The organism is Saprospiraceae bacterium (assembly GCA_016709995.1).
Classification (GTDB): Bacteria; Bacteroidota; Bacteroidia; order Chitinophagales; family Saprospiraceae; genus JADJLQ01.
Window position 1 is genome coordinate 1,044,372 of record JADJLQ010000001.1, and the last position, 21,555, is coordinate 1,065,926.

18 protein-coding genes and 1 pseudogene are annotated in these 21,555 nt (G+C 36.2%); 10 read left to right on the forward strand and 9 right to left on the reverse strand.

Annotated features, from left to right (window positions below):
• Positions 1-5 precede the first annotated feature (5 nt).
• The 4 genes from IPJ09_04390 to IPJ09_04405 are packed head-to-tail and all read left to right on the forward strand — an operon-like array spanning position 6 to position 2,011.
• The gene (locus tag IPJ09_04390) at positions 6-404 is read left to right on the forward strand and encodes a hypothetical protein (GenBank protein MBK7370671.1); all 399 of its coding nucleotides are present in this window, start codon (positions 6-8) and stop codon (positions 402-404) included.
• Between the two features lie 28 nt (positions 405-432).
• Complete coding sequence (locus tag IPJ09_04395) at positions 433-837, forward strand: discoidin domain-containing protein (protein ID MBK7370672.1); 405 nt, start codon at positions 433-435, stop codon at positions 835-837.
• A complete protein-coding gene (locus IPJ09_04400) occupies positions 794-1,672 on the forward strand; it encodes a discoidin domain-containing protein (protein MBK7370673.1) in 879 nt (292 codons plus the stop codon). Before IPJ09_04395 ends, IPJ09_04400 begins: the two co-directional genes overlap by 44 nt.
• A gap of 51 nt (positions 1,673-1,723) precedes the next feature.
• Complete coding sequence (locus tag IPJ09_04405; protein ID MBK7370674.1) at positions 1,724-2,011, forward strand: T9SS type A sorting domain-containing protein; 288 nt, start codon at positions 1,724-1,726, stop codon at positions 2,009-2,011.
• Between the two features lie 602 nt (positions 2,012-2,613).
• Here the strand turns inward: IPJ09_04405 and IPJ09_04410 are convergent.
• The gene (locus tag IPJ09_04410; protein MBK7370675.1) at positions 2,614-2,772 is read right to left on the reverse strand and encodes a hypothetical protein; all 159 of its coding nucleotides are present in this window, start codon (positions 2,770-2,772) and stop codon (positions 2,614-2,616) included.
• 833 nt (positions 2,773-3,605) lie between these two features.
• Positions 3,606-3,872 carry a hypothetical protein gene (locus IPJ09_04415; protein ID MBK7370676.1) on the reverse strand — a complete coding sequence of 89 codons (267 nt, stop codon included), beginning with the start codon at positions 3,870-3,872 and terminating at the stop codon, positions 3,606-3,608.
• A 557-nt stretch (positions 3,873-4,429) separates the two neighbouring features.
• Here IPJ09_04415 and IPJ09_04420 point away from each other — a divergent pair.
• The 5 genes from IPJ09_04420 to IPJ09_04440 all read left to right on the forward strand — a co-directional run bounded on the left by IPJ09_04420 (position 4,430) and on the right by IPJ09_04440 (position 7,690).
• Positions 4,430-4,822, forward strand: coding sequence for a hypothetical protein (locus IPJ09_04420; GenBank protein MBK7370677.1), 393 nt, complete (start codon positions 4,430-4,432; stop codon positions 4,820-4,822).
• 126 nt (positions 4,823-4,948) lie between these two features.
• Entirely contained in the window at positions 4,949-5,383 is a 435-nt protein-coding gene (locus tag IPJ09_04425) for a hypothetical protein (GenBank protein ID MBK7370678.1), read from the forward strand.
• A gap of 124 nt (positions 5,384-5,507) precedes the next feature.
• Entirely contained in the window at positions 5,508-6,287 is a 780-nt protein-coding gene (locus IPJ09_04430) for a class I SAM-dependent methyltransferase (protein ID MBK7370679.1), read from the forward strand.
• A 177-nt stretch (positions 6,288-6,464) separates the two neighbouring features.
• On the forward strand, positions 6,465-6,791 hold the full coding sequence (locus IPJ09_04435) for a transposase (GenBank protein ID MBK7370680.1): 327 nt from the start codon (positions 6,465-6,467) through the stop codon (positions 6,789-6,791).
• Positions 6,773-7,690 carry a transposase gene (locus tag IPJ09_04440; GenBank protein MBK7370681.1) on the forward strand — a complete coding sequence of 306 codons (918 nt, stop codon included), beginning with the start codon at positions 6,773-6,775 and terminating at the stop codon, positions 7,688-7,690. Before IPJ09_04435 ends, IPJ09_04440 begins: the two co-directional genes overlap by 19 nt.
• Positions 7,691-10,117: 2,427 nt before the next feature.
• On the opposite strand, the gene IPJ09_04445 is transcribed toward IPJ09_04440, so the two are convergent.
• From IPJ09_04445 to IPJ09_04475, 7 genes and pseudogenes are all read right to left on the reverse strand, one after another.
• A complete protein-coding gene (locus tag IPJ09_04445; GenBank protein ID MBK7370682.1) occupies positions 10,118-10,399 on the reverse strand; it encodes a glycosyltransferase family 2 protein in 282 nt (93 codons plus the stop codon).
• Between the two features lie 87 nt (positions 10,400-10,486).
• Positions 10,487-11,538, reverse strand: a pseudogene (locus tag IPJ09_04450) (NAD-dependent epimerase/dehydratase family protein).
• A gap of 230 nt (positions 11,539-11,768) precedes the next feature.
• Positions 11,769-14,252: a hypothetical protein gene (locus IPJ09_04455; protein ID MBK7370683.1), complete on the reverse strand. Its 2,484-nt coding sequence runs from the start codon at positions 14,250-14,252 to the stop codon at positions 11,769-11,771.
• An 85-nt stretch (positions 14,253-14,337) separates the two neighbouring features.
• Positions 14,338-15,831: a polysaccharide biosynthesis C-terminal domain-containing protein gene (locus tag IPJ09_04460; protein ID MBK7370684.1), complete on the reverse strand. Its 1,494-nt coding sequence runs from the start codon at positions 15,829-15,831 to the stop codon at positions 14,338-14,340.
• 26 nt (positions 15,832-15,857) lie between these two features.
• Entirely contained in the window at positions 15,858-16,514 is a 657-nt protein-coding gene (locus IPJ09_04465) for an FkbM family methyltransferase (GenBank protein MBK7370685.1), read from the reverse strand.
• Positions 16,515-16,732: 218 nt separating this feature from the next.
• The gene (locus IPJ09_04470) at positions 16,733-17,458 is read right to left on the reverse strand and encodes a class I SAM-dependent methyltransferase (GenBank protein MBK7370686.1); all 726 of its coding nucleotides are present in this window, start codon (positions 17,456-17,458) and stop codon (positions 16,733-16,735) included.
• Between the two features lie 120 nt (positions 17,459-17,578).
• Complete coding sequence (locus IPJ09_04475; GenBank protein MBK7370687.1) at positions 17,579-17,809, reverse strand: DUF2905 domain-containing protein; 231 nt, start codon at positions 17,807-17,809, stop codon at positions 17,579-17,581.
• Positions 17,810-17,833: 24 nt separating this feature from the next.
• On the opposite strand from IPJ09_04475, the gene IPJ09_04480 reads away from it, so the two are divergent.
• Positions 17,834-21,547, forward strand: coding sequence for a hydantoinase B/oxoprolinase family protein (locus IPJ09_04480; protein ID MBK7370688.1), 3,714 nt, complete (start codon positions 17,834-17,836; stop codon positions 21,545-21,547).
• Positions 21,548-21,555: the final 8 nt, after the last annotated feature.

Below are 21,555 nucleotides of genomic sequence, written 5' to 3' on the forward strand. Positions count from 1 at the left end.
GTAGGATGCCTGATTGTCGTTCAAAAAGACTTGAAAAATTTAAAATTTTTGTTTCTAACTCACCTACACCTTCGAATAGCGATATTGTATATACCAATTCTTCAATCATTGGTGATGGTCAGACCGTAAGCATGAACATTACTCCAACACCTGGAAGATATGTAAGAATTCAATGTGATTTTAGTGCTGGAGCTAATTATTTACATATTGCTGAATTAAGAGCCTTTGAATGTACATCTACTCCTAACATTTGTGCGAATAATCAATCACCCACTGTATCAGTTTCCTCTTCTGCTTCATATCCTGAAAAAAGTAATTTTACTGTGTCAGCTTCGTCAATGATCCAGATGGAACTATTAGTTCTGTTGAATTTTTTAACCGGATGGATTTCAAAATGGAGCTGAGACAGGAATTGATTGTGGGGGTAGTTGTGTGGCTTGTGGAGGAGGTGGTGGTGGATGTACACTTGGCTCAAACTTAAGTCAAGGAAGAATTACTGTAAGTCAATCTAGTACATATTCTAATTCCTATCCAGCACCAGCTGCCAATGATGGAAATCTCTCAACATTTAATCATACTTCAATAGAAACTAGTCCTTGGTGGCAAGTTGACATAGGTTCAGTTAAAACAATTGGCAAAATTGAAGTTGTAAATCGAGTAGGATGCCCAGGATGTGTCACTCAAAAAAGACTTGAAAAATTTAAAATTTTTGTTTCTAATTCACCTACACCTTCGAATAGCGATATTGTATATACCCACTCTTCAGTCCTTGGTGATGGTCAGGACAGTAAGCATGAACATAACTCCAACTGGAAGATATGTAAGAATTCAATGTGATTTTAGTGCTGGAGCTAATTATTTACATATTGCCGAATTAAGAGCCTTTGAATGTACATCTACTCCTAACATTTGTGCGAATAATCAATCACCCACTGTATCAGTTCAATCCAATTCTGCTTCATATCCTGAAAAAAGTAATTTTACTGTGTCAGCTTCAGCAAATGATCCAGATGGAACTATTAGTTCTGTTGAATTTTTTAACGGCAGTACATCATTAGGGGTGATTACTTCCGCACCTTATACATTAACGATAAACAGCGCTTCTGCTGCCACTTATAGTTTTACGGCCAAAGCACTAGACAACTGTGGAGCAATTACAACTTCTCAGATATTAAATATTTCGACAACTAATAGCTGTACAGATGGATTTCAAAATGGAGATGAAACAGGAATAGATTGCGGAGGTACGTGTGGCCCGTGTAATAATAGCTGTACAACTTTAACAAAGTTAAGCAGTAATAAACCTGTCACCCAAATTAGTACCTATAATAATTCATCATATTATGCCGGGGATAAAGTTCTAGATGGTTCTAACCAAACCTATAATCACACAGGACCTTCGACAAATCCTTGGTTACAAATTGACCTTCAAAACAATTTCAATATTTCCAGCATTATCATTAATAATAGATCTGATTGTTGTGGGAATATTATCAAAAAATTCAGAGTCTTTGTTTCTAACGCCCCAGTGACCGATTTTAATGCTATCGGCAATGTCTTTGAATATAATAATTCTTCCGGAATGCCTGTGGGTTATGTTCAGGACATTATAAATTTAAATGTTAGTGGCAGATACGTTTCTATCTGTGTTGATAATGGAGCTACTACCTAGCCTCTAACACTTTCAGTTAAAGTTTACGGTTGTTCAAACATAGGGGCAAATTTGAGTAAAAACTTTAACACTGATCAAACAGAAATACAAAATCTATTCGGGGATATTAAAGTTAAACTTTTCCCAAATCCAGCAATAAATTTTATAAATATAAAATTTGAAAACCAAAGTATTTTCCTAAAAGAAGTTTCAATTATCGATATTTATGGGCGAACGATACTAAAGAATTTTAATACGAATAATGTAATTTTTATCACTGATTTGTCACCGGGTTCTTATTATATAAAAATGGTAATTGAAAATAATATTATTATTAAAAAATTTATTAAAAGTAAATAAAGAAAATATTCTAAGAAAAAATGATTCATATATTTCAACCTATGGTAAACTCCTACAGATCTATATATAAATATTTGCTCTAAACCACCTTAGAGAATATTTGTTTATTCGATTTAGAGATAAAAATATGGACCTTGAAAAATTAGAATTTTAGGATATACTTATTGCATTGGCCCCAATTCAGATTGGCTAAATCGCAGTTTAGCAAGACATTTGGCATCATTAGGTATTTTAGGATTTCATTCCAATTAATTTATTTATAAATGAAAAATAAGGACAGATAAAAAGCGTCCTTCTATTTATATTAAAATATTATTAATATTTCTAAAAATATGCAAGTTTCTTTTATTTGTGTATAAAAACAATCCATATTTTTTTGCTATTAATTCAAGACTTGATTTTGAATAAATGAAATAAAAAAAAAAAAAAAAAAAAAAAAAAAAAAAAAAAAAAAAAAAAAAAAAAAAAAAAAAAAAAAAAAAAAAAATGTTGGATTTTCCAAAAGTGCTTTTGGGGGAAAATCCGGGTATTACCACCAGAATTAGTCTTTACTCTAAACAAAAAGAAAGAAATTCGGGAAGGAATTAATTCAGTAGTAAATATTATATTTCTTGAAATAGAAAGCATTTTTTTACCTCTTCCAATGGATTTAAAATATGCTCAAATAGTTCAAAGGCAGTAATTGCTATCAAACATTCATCCCTTTTTTTTTTTTTTTTTTTTTTTTTTTTTTTTTTTTTTTTTTTTTTTTTTTTTTTCAAAATTTTTTTTTATTTTTTCAATTTAATTTTTTTTTTTTTTTTTTTTTCCCCCCCCCCCCCCCCCCCCCCCCCCCCCCCCCCCCCCCCGGGGTGTCTATTTTGTTTTTTTTTTTTTTTTTTTTTTTTTTTTTTTTTTTTTTTTTTTTTTTTTTTTTTTTTTTTTTTTTTTTTTTGGCTTTGCTTGCGAACCCCTCTCGCTCCCGGGGGGGAATAAATTCTGGGGCAAGGGTAATTATCTGACCAATAGTAGTCAAATCCATAATCTCTCATTAACTTTGTAAAAATTCCATAACCACCGCACCGTAATCAAGAAATTTGGCTTTTTTAGAAAAAAGTACTAGTAACAAAAAATCTAAGTTTCTTTGAATAAAATAAACCCCCGGGGGGGGGGGAAATTGCGGGGAAAGAATCCCTTTTTTTTTTTTTGGGGTATCCCTCAATATTTATAGCACTGTTATATGATTCTTGCAACTTTTTCAGGAAGTTGGGTTTTCTGTACAAACATAAAATTACAATTCTGACATTGATAGTACTTAGCTTCATCAATTTATACAAACTGTAAATGTTTAAATCTAAATGTTGTTAGACTATCATTAAATTTTACAATTCATTTAAATTGAATTTTTTTAAATTTAAATAAATTTTGATAATACCTTTAACTCATAAGTATAAATTCTAGGGCTAGGTCTATGAAAAGAACTTTTTTTTTGGGGGGGTTACGGTTACTCCTTCTCCAGAAGTCCTTTTTTTTTTTCCCGCCATTTAGCTTATAAAAAATGAAGAAGAGTTCTTGGGGGGGCTTTATTATTATTTTCTTTAAAAACGACAAATTATTAGTACCATAAGTTTTTTGATTCTAAAAAAAGGATATTTTTTTGAAACCCATTTTTTGGCTGACTTTTTAATACGTAGTAAATACTTCCAGATGTAAATAATGTAGTATGTGTAAAATCTTCATACATCCAGTAGGCACCTGTGACGGATTGAGCATTTGGTACCATAACAACAAATGACCCGCTTTCTGCTAATAAGTATGATTTGATTGTGATCAAAGTATCTATTATATTAATTTTTTCAATATGTTCTAATACGTGACTCATGGTTATAAAGTCATATTTTTTATTAAACTATTTTCAGCAAATTTCTATAGTATCAATTTTAGTTATAAAGATTCCTTTTTGCTTTACAGGCTTCAACCCCCGTGATTCATCCGGTTTTTTTTTTTTTGGCGTTGGGGGATATATCTATTCCGTGAATATTAATATATCCTTTTCAATTTTCTAAGCTCGTTTAAAAGTGACCAAGCCCACACCATCGATATCCAAAATATTAGATTTTGTATCTTTGGGAAGTACCTCCCAAAAAGATATTTTGGTATCTTATAACTTTATAAAAACTGGCATCTAATAAATCAAGTATCACATTCCATTACTGTAAAAGTACTGAGATTCTTTGATTTTATCATCTGTTTGCATACTAATTTTAAATTTGATTTTAAGACACCCTAAATATAATAACCTAGCGGTATATTTGCTAACAAATAAAAGAATTCATTCTCAATATGTTAAATAATTTAAAGTATTTAGTTTATGAAGTAGTATTGTTTATTTCCAAAATTAGACGCAATAGACAATCTTTGGATAAAAATACTATCTTATTGGTAAAAACTGACGAATTGGGTGATTATATACTTTTCAGGAATTATATTCAATTATTTTGTGACACATTTGCATTTGACAAAAAAATTATCCTGATTGGAAATGATCTTTGGAGAGAGTTCTTCATTGAATTTGATGACAGGCCAAAAATAATCACAACATACTGGATAAATAAGAAAAGATTTAAGCGTGAAATGCTTTACCGGTATAAGTTTCTACAAGGGATAAACCGGTTAAATGTTGAAATAGCAATTAACTTTGTATACTCAAGATCGCTAAGGATCGATGACGCTATATTAAGTGCATCTTCTGCCACGACAAAGATTGGCTATTTGGGAGATGGTGAAAATGTAGTACACATTTTGAAAAAATATTTTGGCAATAAACTATGACATACTTATAGATGTACCCTATCAATTACATGACTTTTTGAAACATCATAAGTTTTTGGAGAACTTAATGCGCAAATCATTGCCTATCCCTATATTAAGCATTCAGAATAGGGTGACCCTTCTAATATATTAATTAATACCCGATATGCAGTAATTTTTCCTGGTTCAGGCAATCCGAGCAGAATATGGAAAACAGATCACTTTTGCAAAGTGGCAGATTTTTTAAGCAAAGAATATACCTTAGATATTTGCCTTTGTGGCAGCAAAGCGATGAAATTTATGCTCAATAACATTATCAACACACTCAAATATCCCGTTATAGATTTATGCGGTAAGGCAAATTTCTCTCAGTTGATTTCCATTTTACAAAATGCAACCTGCATAGTATCAATTGATACAGGAGCTATACACCTTGCTGCAGCTTGCAATGTTACTTGTTTTGGAATATTTAACGGAGAACGTTATGGTCGCTTTGCACCTTATCCGAAAATAATGAACAAAAATATGTATTCTATTTATCCTCAAATGTTGACATTCAATTGCAAAACAATAATTCCATAGTCTCATATGGAAGTTATAATGAAGTGAATTCTGAAAAAGTAATAAAAGTAATTACCCGTCATTTTAACGCGCCTCAGTGAAGTTGCTATCAATTTAGTGTAATTAAAATAAAATTAGAAAGCTTATGAATATTAAAATTTTGTCATCGAAAATATTGGAATTTTTAAAAAGCTCAACCATTCGGACTGCCAATCAATTTGGGTTTGAAATATCTAGGATCCCAAAAGGATCTTCCTTAGATTTGGAATATGAGCCGGTGCGTCCATTCGCAACTTACAGTCCTTGGAATAAGGACGATTTGTTTCAAGAAGTGATTGCTTCTGTGCAAGGATTCACTTTAGTAGACAAATATAGGTGCTTTGAGCTTTGGAAACTTATTGAACAAACATCAAAATTGAAAAATGGTAACCTAATTGAGGTCGGGGTTTGGCGTGGTGGAACAGGAGCGATCATTGCGAAGAAAGCCAAGAAGTGTAAAATTAGAGACAAGGTTTACCTATGTGATACATTTACAGGCGTTGTAAAAGCGGGAGAAAAAGATTCTACTTACAGAAACGGGGAACATGCTGATACAAGTCTTCAAGCTGTATCAAACTTGCTTCTCAAGCAAATGAATTTGGACAATGTCGAGTTATTAGAAGGTATCTTCCCTGATCAGACAGGTCATCAAGTGGAAGGGATGCAATTCAGATTCTGTCATATTGATGTAGATGTTTATCAATCAGCTAAAGATGTAGTCGAATGGATTTGGGACAAGATGGTTCCCTGTGGTGTTATAGTTTTTGACGATTATGGCTTTTTTGGTTGCGACGGAATTACCAAGTTTGTAAATGAGCAAATGGAGTATAATGATAGATTTGTAATTCATAATTTAAATGGTCATGCAATCATCTTGAAGCTTTAACATATTACTTATTTATTAACCTCCAAATAATTAATCAGATCTGACTACAAAAACACCTTTGCAATTTATTGAATGTAAACGATGTGAATTTGAAGAATTATAAATCAGGTAGTGGAAGGTGTTTTAGCCCCCTAAGAGATCAGACATAATTACGAAAAAAAATTTGTAATTATGGACATGAAAAAGACCGAAAAAGGGATTAAAAAGTTCACTTCAGCTGAAAAGCTTTCGATCATTAAAGAAGTCAAACAGCGTGGCCTCAAAGTGACCTTGGCCAAGTATGACCTGTTTCCGGCAACCTATTATTATTGGAAGCGCAAGTATGTCGTGTATGGGGAAGAAGGCTTAGCTCCCAGGACTTCAAGGGATCGAGAGGCGAAGATTAGACGGCTTGAAAAGCAAAATGAGCAGCTGAAGCTACTATTGGCTGAAAAAGAGCTGGAAAGCAAAATGAAAGATGAGATAATAAAGAAAAAGTATCCCGAATGGAAAAGGAGAACTTAGTGCGGGACTATATGGGACAGGGGTTATTAAGAGACCAATGTTTGGAGATAGTAGGTTTGAGTAAAAATCAATTTTATTATCTGGCAAAAGGAACGAGACCTGGCAAATCTTCAACACTGACTACAGCCTGGCGAAATCCAGAGACTTATATTGTACATCAAGTAGATAATCAGGAGGTAGTAAAGAAGGTCGTAGCCATAAAGTTGGATCCAGATCATGCTAACTGGTATCAAATGATAACTATTACTCTTAAAATACAAGGCTTTTATATAAATCATAAAAAAGTGTACCGCTTAATGTTTGAACATCTTTTATTAGAAGATGAGGTTAAAGTTAGAGGTAAGGATTATGTCAAATACAGGAGAGTAGCACCGATACGACCTCTCCAAATTATCGAAATGGATATCAAATATGTATGGGTATACGAAGAAAAGAAATATGCATTTGTATTGACCATCATTGATACATTTACTAGATATGTTTTACTTTGGTCTGTGGGCTATTCCATGAAGGGTGAACAAATAAAGCAGGCTTGGGAATTTGTTGTAGCTGAATACTTTCAACCTCAAAAGATGGCACTTAATGAACTGGAAGTAGAAGTGAGGACAGACAACGGCAAACAATTTGAAGCCAAAATAATACGGGAGTTTTTTACAGAAAACCATATCAATCATGTATTTACTCATCCCTATACACCTGAAGAAAACGGACATGTAGAAAGCTTCCACAGTATTTTGACTAAAGCTATTTCAAGGGATAAGTTTAATCGAATAAGTGAACTGGAAACAAGACTTGATCGATTCTATTCCTGTTATGTGAACGATAGAAGTCATAGTGGTACAAAAGGAATACCCCTGCAAAATATTGGGCACTTTACGACATGGGTAAAATTCAAGTAATACCCATACAACACAATGAAATTAAGGTAAGGCTAAAAGTAGCTTACCAGGAGATCCTCAGTTTACCGGATATCAGAAAATATCAATACCGGTCAAACCGAGCCTGAGAGATCCTTGCCTTAATTTTCAATCCTCAATGGGTTGAAAATTAAAATAGAAAGAATTGGCAGGCCTGCACAATTGTTAATAAATCAACTCCGGTATAAACTTCACCGTCGATTGATCCTCGCCATGCCAAATCTATTGAATATTTGAAATTATTTTATTAACCTTGTAATTCGGGAGATTCGGGAGAACCGTAAATAGCTGAAGGCTAAGCATATATTACAAAAAAAGTCATATAAAACCCCGAAAACACTACTTTAAGTGTAAATTCGGGGTAAAAGAAACCCAAAATTGTATGACAAAGTTAATCGAGATGCGGGAATAATATTTCCCCAACCGCCATTTTTAAGTAATCAGGATCAAATGGCGAATACGAAGAAAACTTTTAGGAGAAGTGAATTAGGGAAGATACTTACGCCGCAATACCTAGGTGAAATTGTTCGAACAATTCGGAAAACTAAGTAGAAGGAGAAAGAAAGGCCCTGCCTCGATGTTCGATATAAGGGGAAAAGTGGCACTGATGTTTTTAAAGAATTATTGCAATTGTAGTGATCAGGATTTGATCAATCGATTGAATAGTGACTGGAAATTGCAAATGTTTTGCGGCGTATTAAGGCCAAGAAAGCATCTAACTTTAAAGTAGTAAGTACGATTAGATGTGAGTTAGCAAAAATATTGGAAGCAGAAGGATATCAAAATTCCAAGAGATATTTGCCGAGCTGGAAGCCGTACATGATTCATCCCCATATAGCACATATGGATGCGACAGCTTATGAAAGTAATTTGCGATATCCAACAGAGTAAAACTATTATGGGAGTGCTGCGAATGGATGCATAAAAACTAGTATGGTGGTATGGAACTTTGGGTATTCCTCAACCTCGCATGAAATTTAAAGAGCAAAAAACAAAGTATTTAGCTTATCAAAAAGTCGAAAAAGACATATAAAATGGCCAGGAAGAGGAGCGGAGTTTGTTGTATTTATTGAATAAGCTAAAAACTTACCTTCACGAAGCAGTGTTGACAAATCAAGGAATAGGATACATGACCTTGATCCGTCTTACAAGAAACGATATTGGACGTACATGAAGTGTATTTACAACAAGAACATTTGTTTGAGGGGGACGATAAGTTCAAAAATAGAATAGTCGGTATACATAAATCATACGTACAACCTATCGTGAGAGGGAAAAGAAAACAAACCGGTAGAATTTGGCGCCAAAGTACATATGGTTCAAATCGATGGATTAAATTTCATTGAGCACTTCAGCTATGAAGCATTCAATGAATGTACCGAAGAAAACTTACAAGCGCAATATTTCTAGTTCGAAAGTATACAGGTAAATGTACCCATGTAGGGGCTGATGCTATTTACGCTCCAATAAAAACAGATCTTATTGCTCAAAGGAAAACATTCATACTTCTTTGTTCGAAAAGGCAGGCAGGCCTTCAGAAGATCAAAGAAGTAAAAATGCAAAAATTATTGGCGAAAGACAGATCTACTCGAATGGAAGGAAGCTTTGGCACAGAAAGAATCACTATGGACTCAGGCGTATTATGGCCCGCACTGCACAAACGAAAGCTTTTCTTTGGGGTCCATATAGCTAATCTCTGCCGGGTCATCGAGAAAATACCAAAGAATATTAGCTACAACAAGCTGCATAGAATAATATTTGCACCTTTTGGGCAACAAGGGATTCTATGCCTTATCAACAGGTTTATTCACATTTACATCATAGTCCCAAAAAAGCCCAATAGTGCGCTGTACTTGTTCTTGCACTTTGTTAGAAGTGAATTATTATACGCATTTACAGTATATAATTTGGGGATCAAAAATTGTGTCTTACTCCCGAATCTCCCTAATTATTGTCTGATTAATAGGGGCTGATCCATAAATCTTTAAAATCCAAGAGAATGTTTAATTCCATAAAGCCAATTACCATACACACTTTTTAACATCTTATGTTTAAGCTTTAAATTCATTTACAACTCGACATTTGATAGAAAACCAAATAAAGATTCGCATACTTTAATCTGTTCTTCTAAGGAACTTTCATATTTAACTGAACTTATGCCAGTATTGTCAAAATAAGCAATAACACGATTAAAAAATGTATAAGGTTCATCTTGAATTCTACACATCATTTCATAATCCATTGCAATTCTATATAATGTATTATAATTTCCTAATTTCTGATAAATTGCTCTATTTACAAACCAGCTTGGATGAAAAACACTTCGCATGCCTCGATAAAGTTTGCTTTTTTCAAAAGGTTTGCCAACGGATACCAATATACCACCTCGGATTGTATTAATTTTACCACTTATCCAATTAGCTTCGGGTGCTCACCAAGAAATGTATATACATCAGATAGAACTTCTTCGTCTACATATTCGTCGCCAGAATTTAACAAATGAATGAATTGAAAGGAAGCATTTTCAATCCCATGATTAAAATTACCCGCAATATGCTTATTTTCCACGTTTATCCATCGACGATATTTAGGTTGCTTATTATTTAGCAACCAATCATATATTTCTGATGTATTAGAACCATTTACAATCAAATGTTCATCAGGATGTTTAGATTGTTTATCAACAGACAAACACGTAAGTTTTAATTATTAAATTATTAAAACAAATAGTAACAACACTAATAGTCGCCATTTTAAATATTCGTATTTTAAGTTATTTTAACCTATTTTCCATGATTCAAAAATTTCTTGAAAAGTAACATTTAGATCCTTGGTGATTGACCAATTTGGATAATGTGATTTAATTTTAGACAAATCTGAAATATAGCATATATGATCACCTTGCCTGTTTTGGGGCGAATATTCGTATAACATATCGATATTAGATAAAGATGATATAATATTAAAAGCCTCCAGAATAGAAACTGAATTTTCACGCCCCCCACCAATATTGTAAACTTCGGCGATCCTGGGAAATTTCAAAAACTCATAAATAAAATTGGCAACATCATATGAATGAATATTATCACGGACTTGCTTCCCTTTATAACCAAAAATAGTGTATTTTATTTTTTCTAAATTGCATTTAATTAAATAACTCAAAAAACCATGTAATTCGACTCCGCTATGGGATGGCCCAGTTAAACAACCACCTCTCAAGCAACATGTAGGCATATCAAAATATCGACCGTACTCCTGTACCAAAATATCACCTGCTAACTTTGAGGCCCCAAACAAAGAGTGTTTTGATTGATCAATTGTAAAATTCTCTGCAATGCCATTTTTATATTCATCTCCTACAAAATCATACCTTGAGTTTAATTCAATTAATTGTAATTGATTTGGGGCATCTCCATATACCTTATTTGTTGATAAATGAACAAATGGAGCATTTTTACCAGATTGTCTATTTGCTTCCAACAAATTAAGTGTTCCTACTGCATTTACATCAAAAATCATCAAAAGGCCTCGAGGCAGCTAAGTCATGACTCGGTTGGGCCGCTGTGTGAATGATTGCGTCAAATTTTTGTTCTTTACCAAAATCTACAACGGTAAATCGATCTCTAATATCAATATTAAAAGACCTAAAATTATTGTAAGTTTCCAGCATCCTTTTCAAATTCCAAGTAGTGTCACCTTTTGGACCAAAAAATCAGCCCTCATGTTATTGTCAATGCCTATGACAGAAAGTCCTTTTTTGCAAAAAATGAAGCAGTTTCACTTCCTATAAGACCGCCTGCACCGGTGATTAGAATTTTATTTAATTTCATAAAAATGTGAATATATAAATCTTGTGAATCGTTTATTAAAACTTGTACTTTATTCTTGATAAATTCCTCTTTTACTCATCCTTCCTTTTAAAAAATATTATACTAAATCAAGGTTATATAATAAAAACTGATTAAATCGTTCATTAAAAAATAATGCCTTTCAGTGAGATTTTGAAATTATTTTTTCTCAAATTTAAGATATTATATTGGAGCAACTCATTTTCTTAACTTCATATCTTTAAATTTACTTGCAGTAGCTTTATCATTTCTAATGGGTACATTTGTTTTTCTTTGGGTGACATCAACTTATTCCTCTTATAATCCTCATACAACCACCACCCTATTCCACCCAACAATATCAAACCCACCAAATTATTTATCCACCAGCCCATATTCATCGCTGTCAGCATCTGCTTAGGTTCAAACTTAAAATCAATGGTATGCTGCCCACTCGGTATTTTTAATCCTCTAAGTATGTAATCCACCCTAATATGCTCTACTGGTTTTCCATCCACGTATGACTGCCATCCTCGGCCTGACCCATACCAAATCTCTGAAAACACGGCAAACTGATCTCCCTGAACATTGGTCGTATATTGCAAGGCATTCGGGCTATATTTTACGAGGTCTATATTTCCTGACTTTGTATAAGAAGTGCCGGCTGCAATATATCCTGGAAACTCAGCGTCCAATACAGCAGCAGTTTGCAACGGATCTATTTGCTCTATACTGGCAATCTCCTCGTCAGGAGAATTGACTACTTTAATATTATTCACCAACCAGGCATTGCCGAATGCTTCTGGTCTTGGAATGACTTGTTCTTGCTGATCGATGATATACTTTGTATTCAGCATATTCAGTACTTTTTCATCCCCTTTAACCAGGTAAGCGTCTATTATATCCTGGTATCTCCTTAGCTTGGCTGGACTATACCCTCCAACCATTTTATGAAAATAGGCTGAGGCTGCACTTTGAAATGGATCGCCGGTACTTAAATCATAAACTCTATAATGCAAAGTTTTGTCTAATAGTATCTGCTGATCGCAAGATCTGGCTGTGATTGGATTGGACAAGGCACTGGCCGGCTTCCAATCTTCCGTACTGATATATCTCCTTGCTACTCCAAATAAATCTACCAGCGTAATCAAGGTCAATAATCCGACTGCAAGGTTCTTTTTAAGTTTTTCTTTTTGGTAAAAATATAAAACGAGCAGCCCCAGTGCGACAAAAATCAAGGTGCGAATAGAATCCTGCGATAAATAAATACTTCTTGCTTCTCTAAATATGGAGGCTATTTTAGGATCATACCGACCATCAGAGACTGAAGTAAAATCAAAAAACATACCCCCTCCCAGTCCAAAAACGAAAATAAATGCTAATAATCCTCCGCCTACTTTTAAAACCAGATTAGATGCCTTTTTATGATCCGGCGTATCAAGAAAATTCTTTAAACCCAACATAGCAAAAAGTGCGATAAGACAAACACTCACATTGTGAATGGAATTAGGCGTTCTGAACTTATTTAACATCGGCAGATAATCGAACAAAAACCGATTCAGAACTTCAAAATTTTTGCCTAAGGACATCAGGATCAACAGTAAGGTGGCACTCACCAGGCCCCATTTTAAAGGACCTTTTATGTAAAACAATCCCAGTAAGAATAACAATATGATCACTCCACCGACATAATCAGGCGAAGCTGTAAATGCCAGGTCGCCCCAATAAAGTGGCAATACAGGTTGAGGCTGTAGTCCACTCTTTCTGAGGAGTTGACTAATTTTTTGATTCCCCTTTACTTTTTCTGCATTTGATCCACCGACTGCACCAGGAATAACAAATGCCAGAAGATCCCTAACACCATCACTCCAGCCCATGGCATATTCAAATCCTAGTCCATTGTCACTACTAACAGAACGGCTGTTTGTAGCAGGATGGGAAGTGAGAATACTACCGCCTCGCATAGTATCCGCTGCGTACTTGCGCATGGTGTATGACTGGTAAAGATTGGCTCCTAAAGCCATAAGGATACCTGCTAATCCTATGATAGCAACCATTCCTAAAGATTTTATCGATTTCTCTTGTAAAGCTCGGAAAGCAAGAAACAAGGCAACTACCCCGGCAGCCAACATGCTATAATAGGTCATTTGGGGATGGCCCAATCCCAAACTTAACGCTATACCTAAAGTAAAAGCTAATCCACCTAAGACATAATCTTTTAAAAATAATCGGTAAATACCCGCCAGGATAAGCATAGAAAATCCCGCACTGGCAAGTTTGGAGTTATGCCCAGCTTCTAAGACCCCGATATGAGTAGTAGCGAAAGTAGCAGCAAGTGCGCCTAGCAAAGCAATCCATGGCCCTACACCCAGAAATATTAGTCCCAGAAACGAGGATAGAGCAAAAACCAGGAGGTAGCCCAAAGAATCATTTCTGAAAAGCATCAAGGCTGAGGCTATATAATTTGCTACCCCTGCTTTAGGACCACCATACATGGCATAAGTAGGCATGCCTCCAAACATGGAATTGGTCCAAAAAGTATATTCCTTATGCTCCTCATAATATTTTTTAGCTTCCTGAATCATTCCTGCATTCTGAGCTCCTTCACCCTGGATCACTTTGCCAGAAAGTTGGGGGGCTAAAAAAACCATACATACTATTACAATAATCCCGACTCCAATAAAGTAAGGCAAAAGTCTTTTGAAATATGAATTCATGATAAATTATTGAAAAACAAATATATAAAATTTAGCAATATAAGCTCTTGTACATATAATGTCCCGTCTAAGTCCACCTTATGTTTTATGTTTTAATATTTATACCAAGAAGTTTAGATAAAATCGTCTCAACAACAATATTTATGTCTTTCGATATTCGAAGCTTCACCACGGCAATAATAAAAACTAAAGCAAAACAACCGGACAAAATTAGTCTATAATACCATCCAGATTGAATGTTACAGAGCCACAATAAAATCCCAAATAAAACTGCAAACATCCCTAATAAATAGAGGGTAGGTACTGAAAAGGGAAAAAGATTGTAGGAGCGGTATAGAATGATCATTCGGATCACAAACATGGTCACCAACAATATTAAAGTGGTATACGCTGCTCCTATCATACCAAATCTATTGACCATAAAAATATTAAGCGGAATCGCCAATACTATGTTGATAATTGAAATGATGTTTTCATACCTCCATTTTTTTGAGTACGCAATAATAACATTGGACAAACCAGTACTGAGTTCAAAGACCCTGGCGGTGATCAAAACAGCAATAATAGAAAAATCAATATCAATATTTTTACCGGTTATCTTGTTTAATAAATCCAGATTAGGAAGAATAACCCCTACCGCCAGGAGACCAAAAGCCAGGTAATTGGTACTGGTCCGTTGATAGACATTTTGAATTCCACTTAAATTACTTTGCATCCACAACTGTGAAATTTGAGCACCCAGGATAGATATGGTAGCCCGTACCGGAACCTGGACCAGTGTAGACACATAACTCATGATCTGATATTCGGCCACTCCTTTAAGCCCGATGATCCCTCCGATGACCAAAGTATCCAATACAGGCACTCCGGTAGTTACAATAGTTTGGACTATTCCCCAGGATGCCATTTTGGACATAAAAGGAAGCAGTCTTTTGGTGGTCCTGGTAATTCCGACTCCAATTGGGGAAGGGTATTTTTTGTAAATCGCTATCACTAAAATGATGACCGGGATCAGGTAGTGGCCAGCATATAACCACACAAATTGACGAAGCGAGACAAAATAAAATGTTAGCAGTGTCAGCGCTAAAACGATGATCCTGATCAGTATCTCCCTGGTGAACGATTGCAGAATAGCCTGGCCTTTTGAAAACAAATACAACTCCAACAAGTTGTAGATGATGAAAAAGTAAGCAAATAAAAAGGTGGCATAAAAGTAGGTGGAAAACAAAGGTGATTTGACCTGAAAATTGGCTATGATGTCAGCCCTGAATAGGTAACAAACGCAAAACACTACCAGCACCCCAATATGCGTAACAATAAGGAAGAGTTGTAAAAGGTCATTACCACCCGGTTTAGAATATTTTTCAAAATAGGGTCCAAATCTGTAAAAAGGGCCCGCAAATCCCAAGCCTGCAAAAGCGGTCAGCATGGCCGCAAAATCCTGAATTAACCTCGTGAGTCCAATATATTCAACCGGCAGAAGTCTAGGTAATACATATATCAGATTAAATGCACCCAGCAAAAAACCGCTATATATTATCAGGGAAGAAATTAAAGTCTGGCGTCTGATTTGACCCATAGTGTCGTCCTAAATAAGCTGAACAGTTATTGATTTAATTTTAACTTCCACATACAATCCATTTCCCACCAATCCTCAGGCACCTCCTGAAAATGGTTTTCTTTCAGATTCTCCCAGCCTTTACTCACCAATTGATAGTTTTTGCTCAACAATTCGTCAAATCCGGATTCGGAATTATCCGGTAGGTCCATATAAGAGTTTTTATATTTGTCTTTTGCTACTTCAGAGGTAATCCTCATGATTTTTCCTTGTTCGATATAAGGCTGCATTGTTTTCAAAACAGCTAAGTCATTACCCTGGATATCACTGACATAGTCTGTAATAAATTCGATATTTTCTTTTCGCACATAGTCGTATAAGTTGATGGCTGGTACTGTCACAGATTTGACCATCTTGATGCCGCCAAATGCTTCTTTTAATTGGCCCAGGCTGCTACTGAGTCCATGATTGTCACTGATATTAAATGTCACCTCCCCATTAAAAGTAGTAGCGGCAGCATGCACTAATTGAATATGCTTATTATACCGGTACCTTTTTTGTAACATCGCATAAAGGTCAGGGTTAGCCTCAATACCTATCGCTTTGGTATACTGCCAGTGTAGCTTGTCAAACCCTTTACCATAGTTGAGGCCGAGATATAAAAGCACCCCTTTCTTCGGAAGAAAAAGATACTTGATGCTCAACAATTTATAATAAAAATCAAAAAATAAATTCCTGAAGACATTATACCATACCTTACTCTTAACGGACTGGTGTAGATTCATTTTTTTAGCTAAAATTATGTAGCTCAAAGATAATCAAATTATCAAAATGATTAATATGTCTCGATTATATACCATGGCGCGGCAGCAGTTTATTAGATGTGAGGATTCGCTGGAATTCCACTATATCAATACTGAAGCTACTGGGTCAATTTAAACGCTGCAAATACATAATTATTGGCAGCTCCAATCATCTCATATTTGAGATAATAACTATCTGTAAAGTTTTTCCAGGCTAAAAATTCGTGAGATGGGACTGAAAACTCATCAAAGAAGATGATATCACCAGGCTTAAGCAATGGAGCGAGCATCGTCAAGACATACAACGTGGAGGTATATAGATCAGCATCCATATGGATAACCGTCCTCGATGTAAAATCTTTTCCATGCAGAAAACCTGGCAGCGTGTCCTGAAATAGTCCTTTAATAAACCCGGCACGACCATCTTGAATAGCAGGAACATTTCCATGGGCGGTCATAGAACCTGCAGCGAGATGACCCCATCGCTCAGGCAGCCCTTCAAAGGTATCAAAGCCGTAAAATTTTGAATCCTGGTGATTTTGATGCTTTACCCACCACTCGAAGGATTGACCTCCAGCTACTCCAAACTCCAGGTAGGTAATGGCCTCCCGCCCACAATATTCTTTCAGGATAAATTCATACAATCCAATTCTTTTAGTATAATCAAATTTTGAACTGTAAAAATCATTAAACGCCGGCTTCTTTTGATTAGAGATCCACTCTGCCATTAAGGATAGGTTGACTATATTTCTCAAACCAGCAGAAAATGGTTTGACTAATCTATCGATCCTATATTTAATCCAAAGCGGTTTGATTTTGCGAATGAGCGGTAATAATTGATGCATCAAAATGTATAAAATTTAAGTGCGCCAAAGGTACCTCTTCTAAAATCAATTGCTTAATTTTTGGATTAAAAATGATAACCTTTTATAATGTTTATACAGTTGGCTATTATGACGATATAATTATAATAGCCCCATCCATTTCAATAATTTTACTACCAAGGAAAAAAATAAACTCACCAAAACCATCGTCGTAAGAGGGAAATAAAACCTAAAGTGCTCTTTTTCGATCTTTATATCTCCAGGTAACTTGCCTAGCCATTGAAAATATTTTCCTGCATACATCCAGGACAGTCCTACCACCATGATGATAAATCCTATAAGTATTAATATTTTGGGGCTTAATGAATTCATTTTTAAGATGATTTGAATCAGCAAATGAAGATAACAAAAAGTCAATTGGTCAGTGTAGATGTAGGTGGGACATTTTGTGATGCCAGCTATGTGAACGGTGATAAGGTAAGCAGTCTTAAAATATTGAGCAATAGTAGATTGAGAGCCACGATCCTTAGCATATCCGATGCCTGGACGGTTTGTATAAAAGAGTCGTGGTCTCTACCCTACCCTCAGATACTTCAAGATTGTATTTGTTTTCAAGCCAATGGTATTCCTATTGATATAAAGACCTATGATCCTATAGCACAAACCCTGCATTTTTACAAAAAACACCAGATATATGTGGGTGAGGTGATTGATATTGGTACAAATGCAGAAGCTCCGGTGTTTGCTGCACATTTATTGACAGGTATACCGATGAATAGCCCTCTAAAAAATATTGAACTCAGAATAGGGACTACGAAAGGCACGAACGCGCTACTTGAATTGAGGGGGGCGCCATGTGTTTGGATCACAAACGAAGGATTTAAAGATCTGCTGTATATCAAAACTCAACAAAGGCCTGACCTGTTCCAGCTTAATATCCCTGAACCAAACCTCCTGCATAATCAGGTCATAGAAACTAAAGCACGAGTAGATGCTAACGGCCTGGAGCTCCAAGCAATGAACAAGAAAGAATGGGAGAGAATAAAAAAGGATCTGCCGAAAGACAAAAATACTCCCCTTGCCATCTCTTTAATGCACTCCTACCAATACCCGGAGCATGAAAGGATATTGAAGAAAAAACTCAGGCATGCGGGATATACATTTGTTTCTGTTTCGTCAGAATTGTTGCCCATCATTCATTTTTTGCCCAGGAGTGAAACTGCGGTGTGCAATGCTTATCTAAGTCCAATACTTCACCGATTTGTCGATGCTATCCAATCAGGGGCAAGGCCTCCATCTTTGTACATGATTTCTTCCGCAGGCCAGGCTATGCCCTCAAAATTATTTCATCCGAAGGATAGTCTTTTAAGCGGACCTGCAGGCGGAATCAAAGCAGCAGAAAACTTAGCTCAATATTATGGCATCAACAAACTGATCACCTTTGATATGGGAGGCACTTCCACTGATACAGCGAGGGTGGAAGACAGAGCTCAAATCAAATTTAACACCCGGGTAGGTGATATTGAGATTGCATCTCCTTCCTATGAGATCGAGACAGTCGCTGCAGGAGGAGGAAGCATCATAGATTTTGAAGATGGCAGGTTTTTAGTAGGTCCTAAAAGTGCCGGGGCTGATCCTGGCCCGGCTTGTTATGGTAAAGGAGGTCCTTTTACGATCACTGATTTAAATTTGTTGTTAAGTAGACTGGTAGAAGGAGCGATGAGTATACCAATATTCAAAGAGCATGCGATGATTAGATTCGACGAGCTACTCTCCAAAGCAAATATCCTGGCTGACTCCACAGATAAGAATAAAATTTTATATGGCATCGCTCAAATAGCCAATGAAAAAATGGCCGAAGCGATCAGAAAAGTGACCATGGCAAAAGGTCATAATCCCAGCCAATATAACTTACTAGTCTATGGAGGTGCCGGAGGGCTGCATGCGTGCGCTTTGGCGGATATTTTGAACATCTCTACGATTATAATACCTTATACTGCAGGCATATTCAGTGCTACAGGAATAGGAATAGCCCCGATTGAAAATATATATATCAAACAAATAAATCTGCCGCTATCGCAATGTGCGCGATCCTTGCCGCGGAGAATAAGAGAATTATATGCTACGCATCGTTCGAATGACTATGCTTTGGTGAGCAAAAAAATTTACTTAAAATATTTAGGTCAAAATCACACCATAGAGGTGGATTGGATCCCGGGTGTGGATTTGAAAAAGACTTTTGAAAAAGCTTATAAGCAACAATTCGGATTTTGTCTTAATCAAACCATAGAGGTTGACAAAATATCGATCACCACACAGCACAAAAGAAAAAAGCGCCATAAAACCCAGGCTCCAATATTGCATAACAAATTGACTATCAAAGAAAAAAGTGTGGATTGGTCTTCGTTGTCAACGGGAAAATCTATCTCCGGGCCAGCTATCATCTATCATCATCAGGCGACCGTATATTTAGAGCCAGATTGGAGCGCTAGTGTACAAGCAAATAAAGACCTTATCCTCAGTAGAAAAAAGAAGTCACAATCCATCTTGACCTGGAGCCCGGAGATAGAATCTGCTTTATTTGGAAATCGGTTTAAATCCATTGCGGAGCAAATGGGAGTACAACTTCAGCACAGTGCTTTTTCTGTCAATGTAAAAGAAAGATTGGATTTTTCATGTGCGCTGCTCGATCCTAAAGGCAGATTGCTCGCCAATGCACCCCACATCCCTGTACACCTGGGCAGCCTGGGCATTTCTGCGAGATTGATTTTAAAAAAGTATTCCATCCAAGAAGGGGATATCATCCTTTGTAATCACCCGCTTTATGGTGGTTCTCATTTACCAGACCTCACCCTCTTAAAAGGCGTCTTTGATACAAATCATCAGCTGATCGGCTACGTAATAAATCGCGCACATCCTGACGAGATCGGGGGGATGACCCCCGGTTCTATGCCTCCGTTTGCCACAAACCTGGAGCAGGAAGGGGTGGTATTTGCTCCGACTTATATCCAAAAAAATGGAAAATCCAACTGGCCTATGATCCGGAAAATGCTACAATCTGCTACCTACCCTACCAGGGATGTATCTGCCAATATATTCGACTTAAAAGCAGCCATGGCAGCACTCCATGCAGGTGAACTTAGGCTGAAAGAGATGGTAAAAAATTACGGGCTGAAGTATACTCATTTACAGATGAGTCGCCTTCTAAACCAGGGTACTTCAGAGATTCAAAAATATATCAAAAAGCACGATGGCAAAAGGTTTACGGCGATCGAAAAAATGGATGATGGTCGTAAAATCAAAGTATCAATTAATATGGTATATCCCCTGATGATCATTGACTTTGCAGGGACAGGACCAGTACACCCTGGCAACCTCAATGCCAATCCATCTATCGTCTGGAGTGTAGTCCTGTATGTACTCAGACTGCTCTGCGAAAAAGATATTAATCTGAATGAAGGACTCACCCGGAATGTCAAATTGCTCCTGCCTACTGGCTTTTTATCCCCATTTTTTCCAAAAGATCCCGCAAAATGCCCCGCAGTAGTTGGAGGCAATACTGAGGTAAGCCAACGATTGACGGATACCCTGATCAAAGCATTGGAATTGGCGGCATGCAGCCAGGGTACCATGAACAATTTTTTATTTGGTGATGAATCCCACAGTTATTACGAAACCATCGGTGGAGGTGTAGGAGCCGGGCCTGGTTTTGAAGGGCGATCTGCGGTCCATCAGCATATGACCAACACCAAAATCACCGATCCTGAAGAATTGGAAGTAAAATACCCTGTCATCCTGGATCATTTTAGCATACTGGAACAATCAGGAGGGGAAGGTCAATATTGTGGAGGAAATGGGATCTCAAGAAAAATTACTTTCTTAAAACCCATGACGGTAACCATCCTTGCTCAGCATCGCATCCAGCCACCCTATGGGCTTAGGGGAGGTGATCATGGTCAGTGTGGTCAGCAATTTTTGATTCGAGGCAACACTGCAATCGCATTAGACAGCAATCAATCTTTATCGGTGGAGGTTGGGGATTCGATTTTGATAAAAACACCTGGCGGTGGGGGTTGGGGCAAAAAAACATCGAAAAACACATTAAAATAAAATATAAT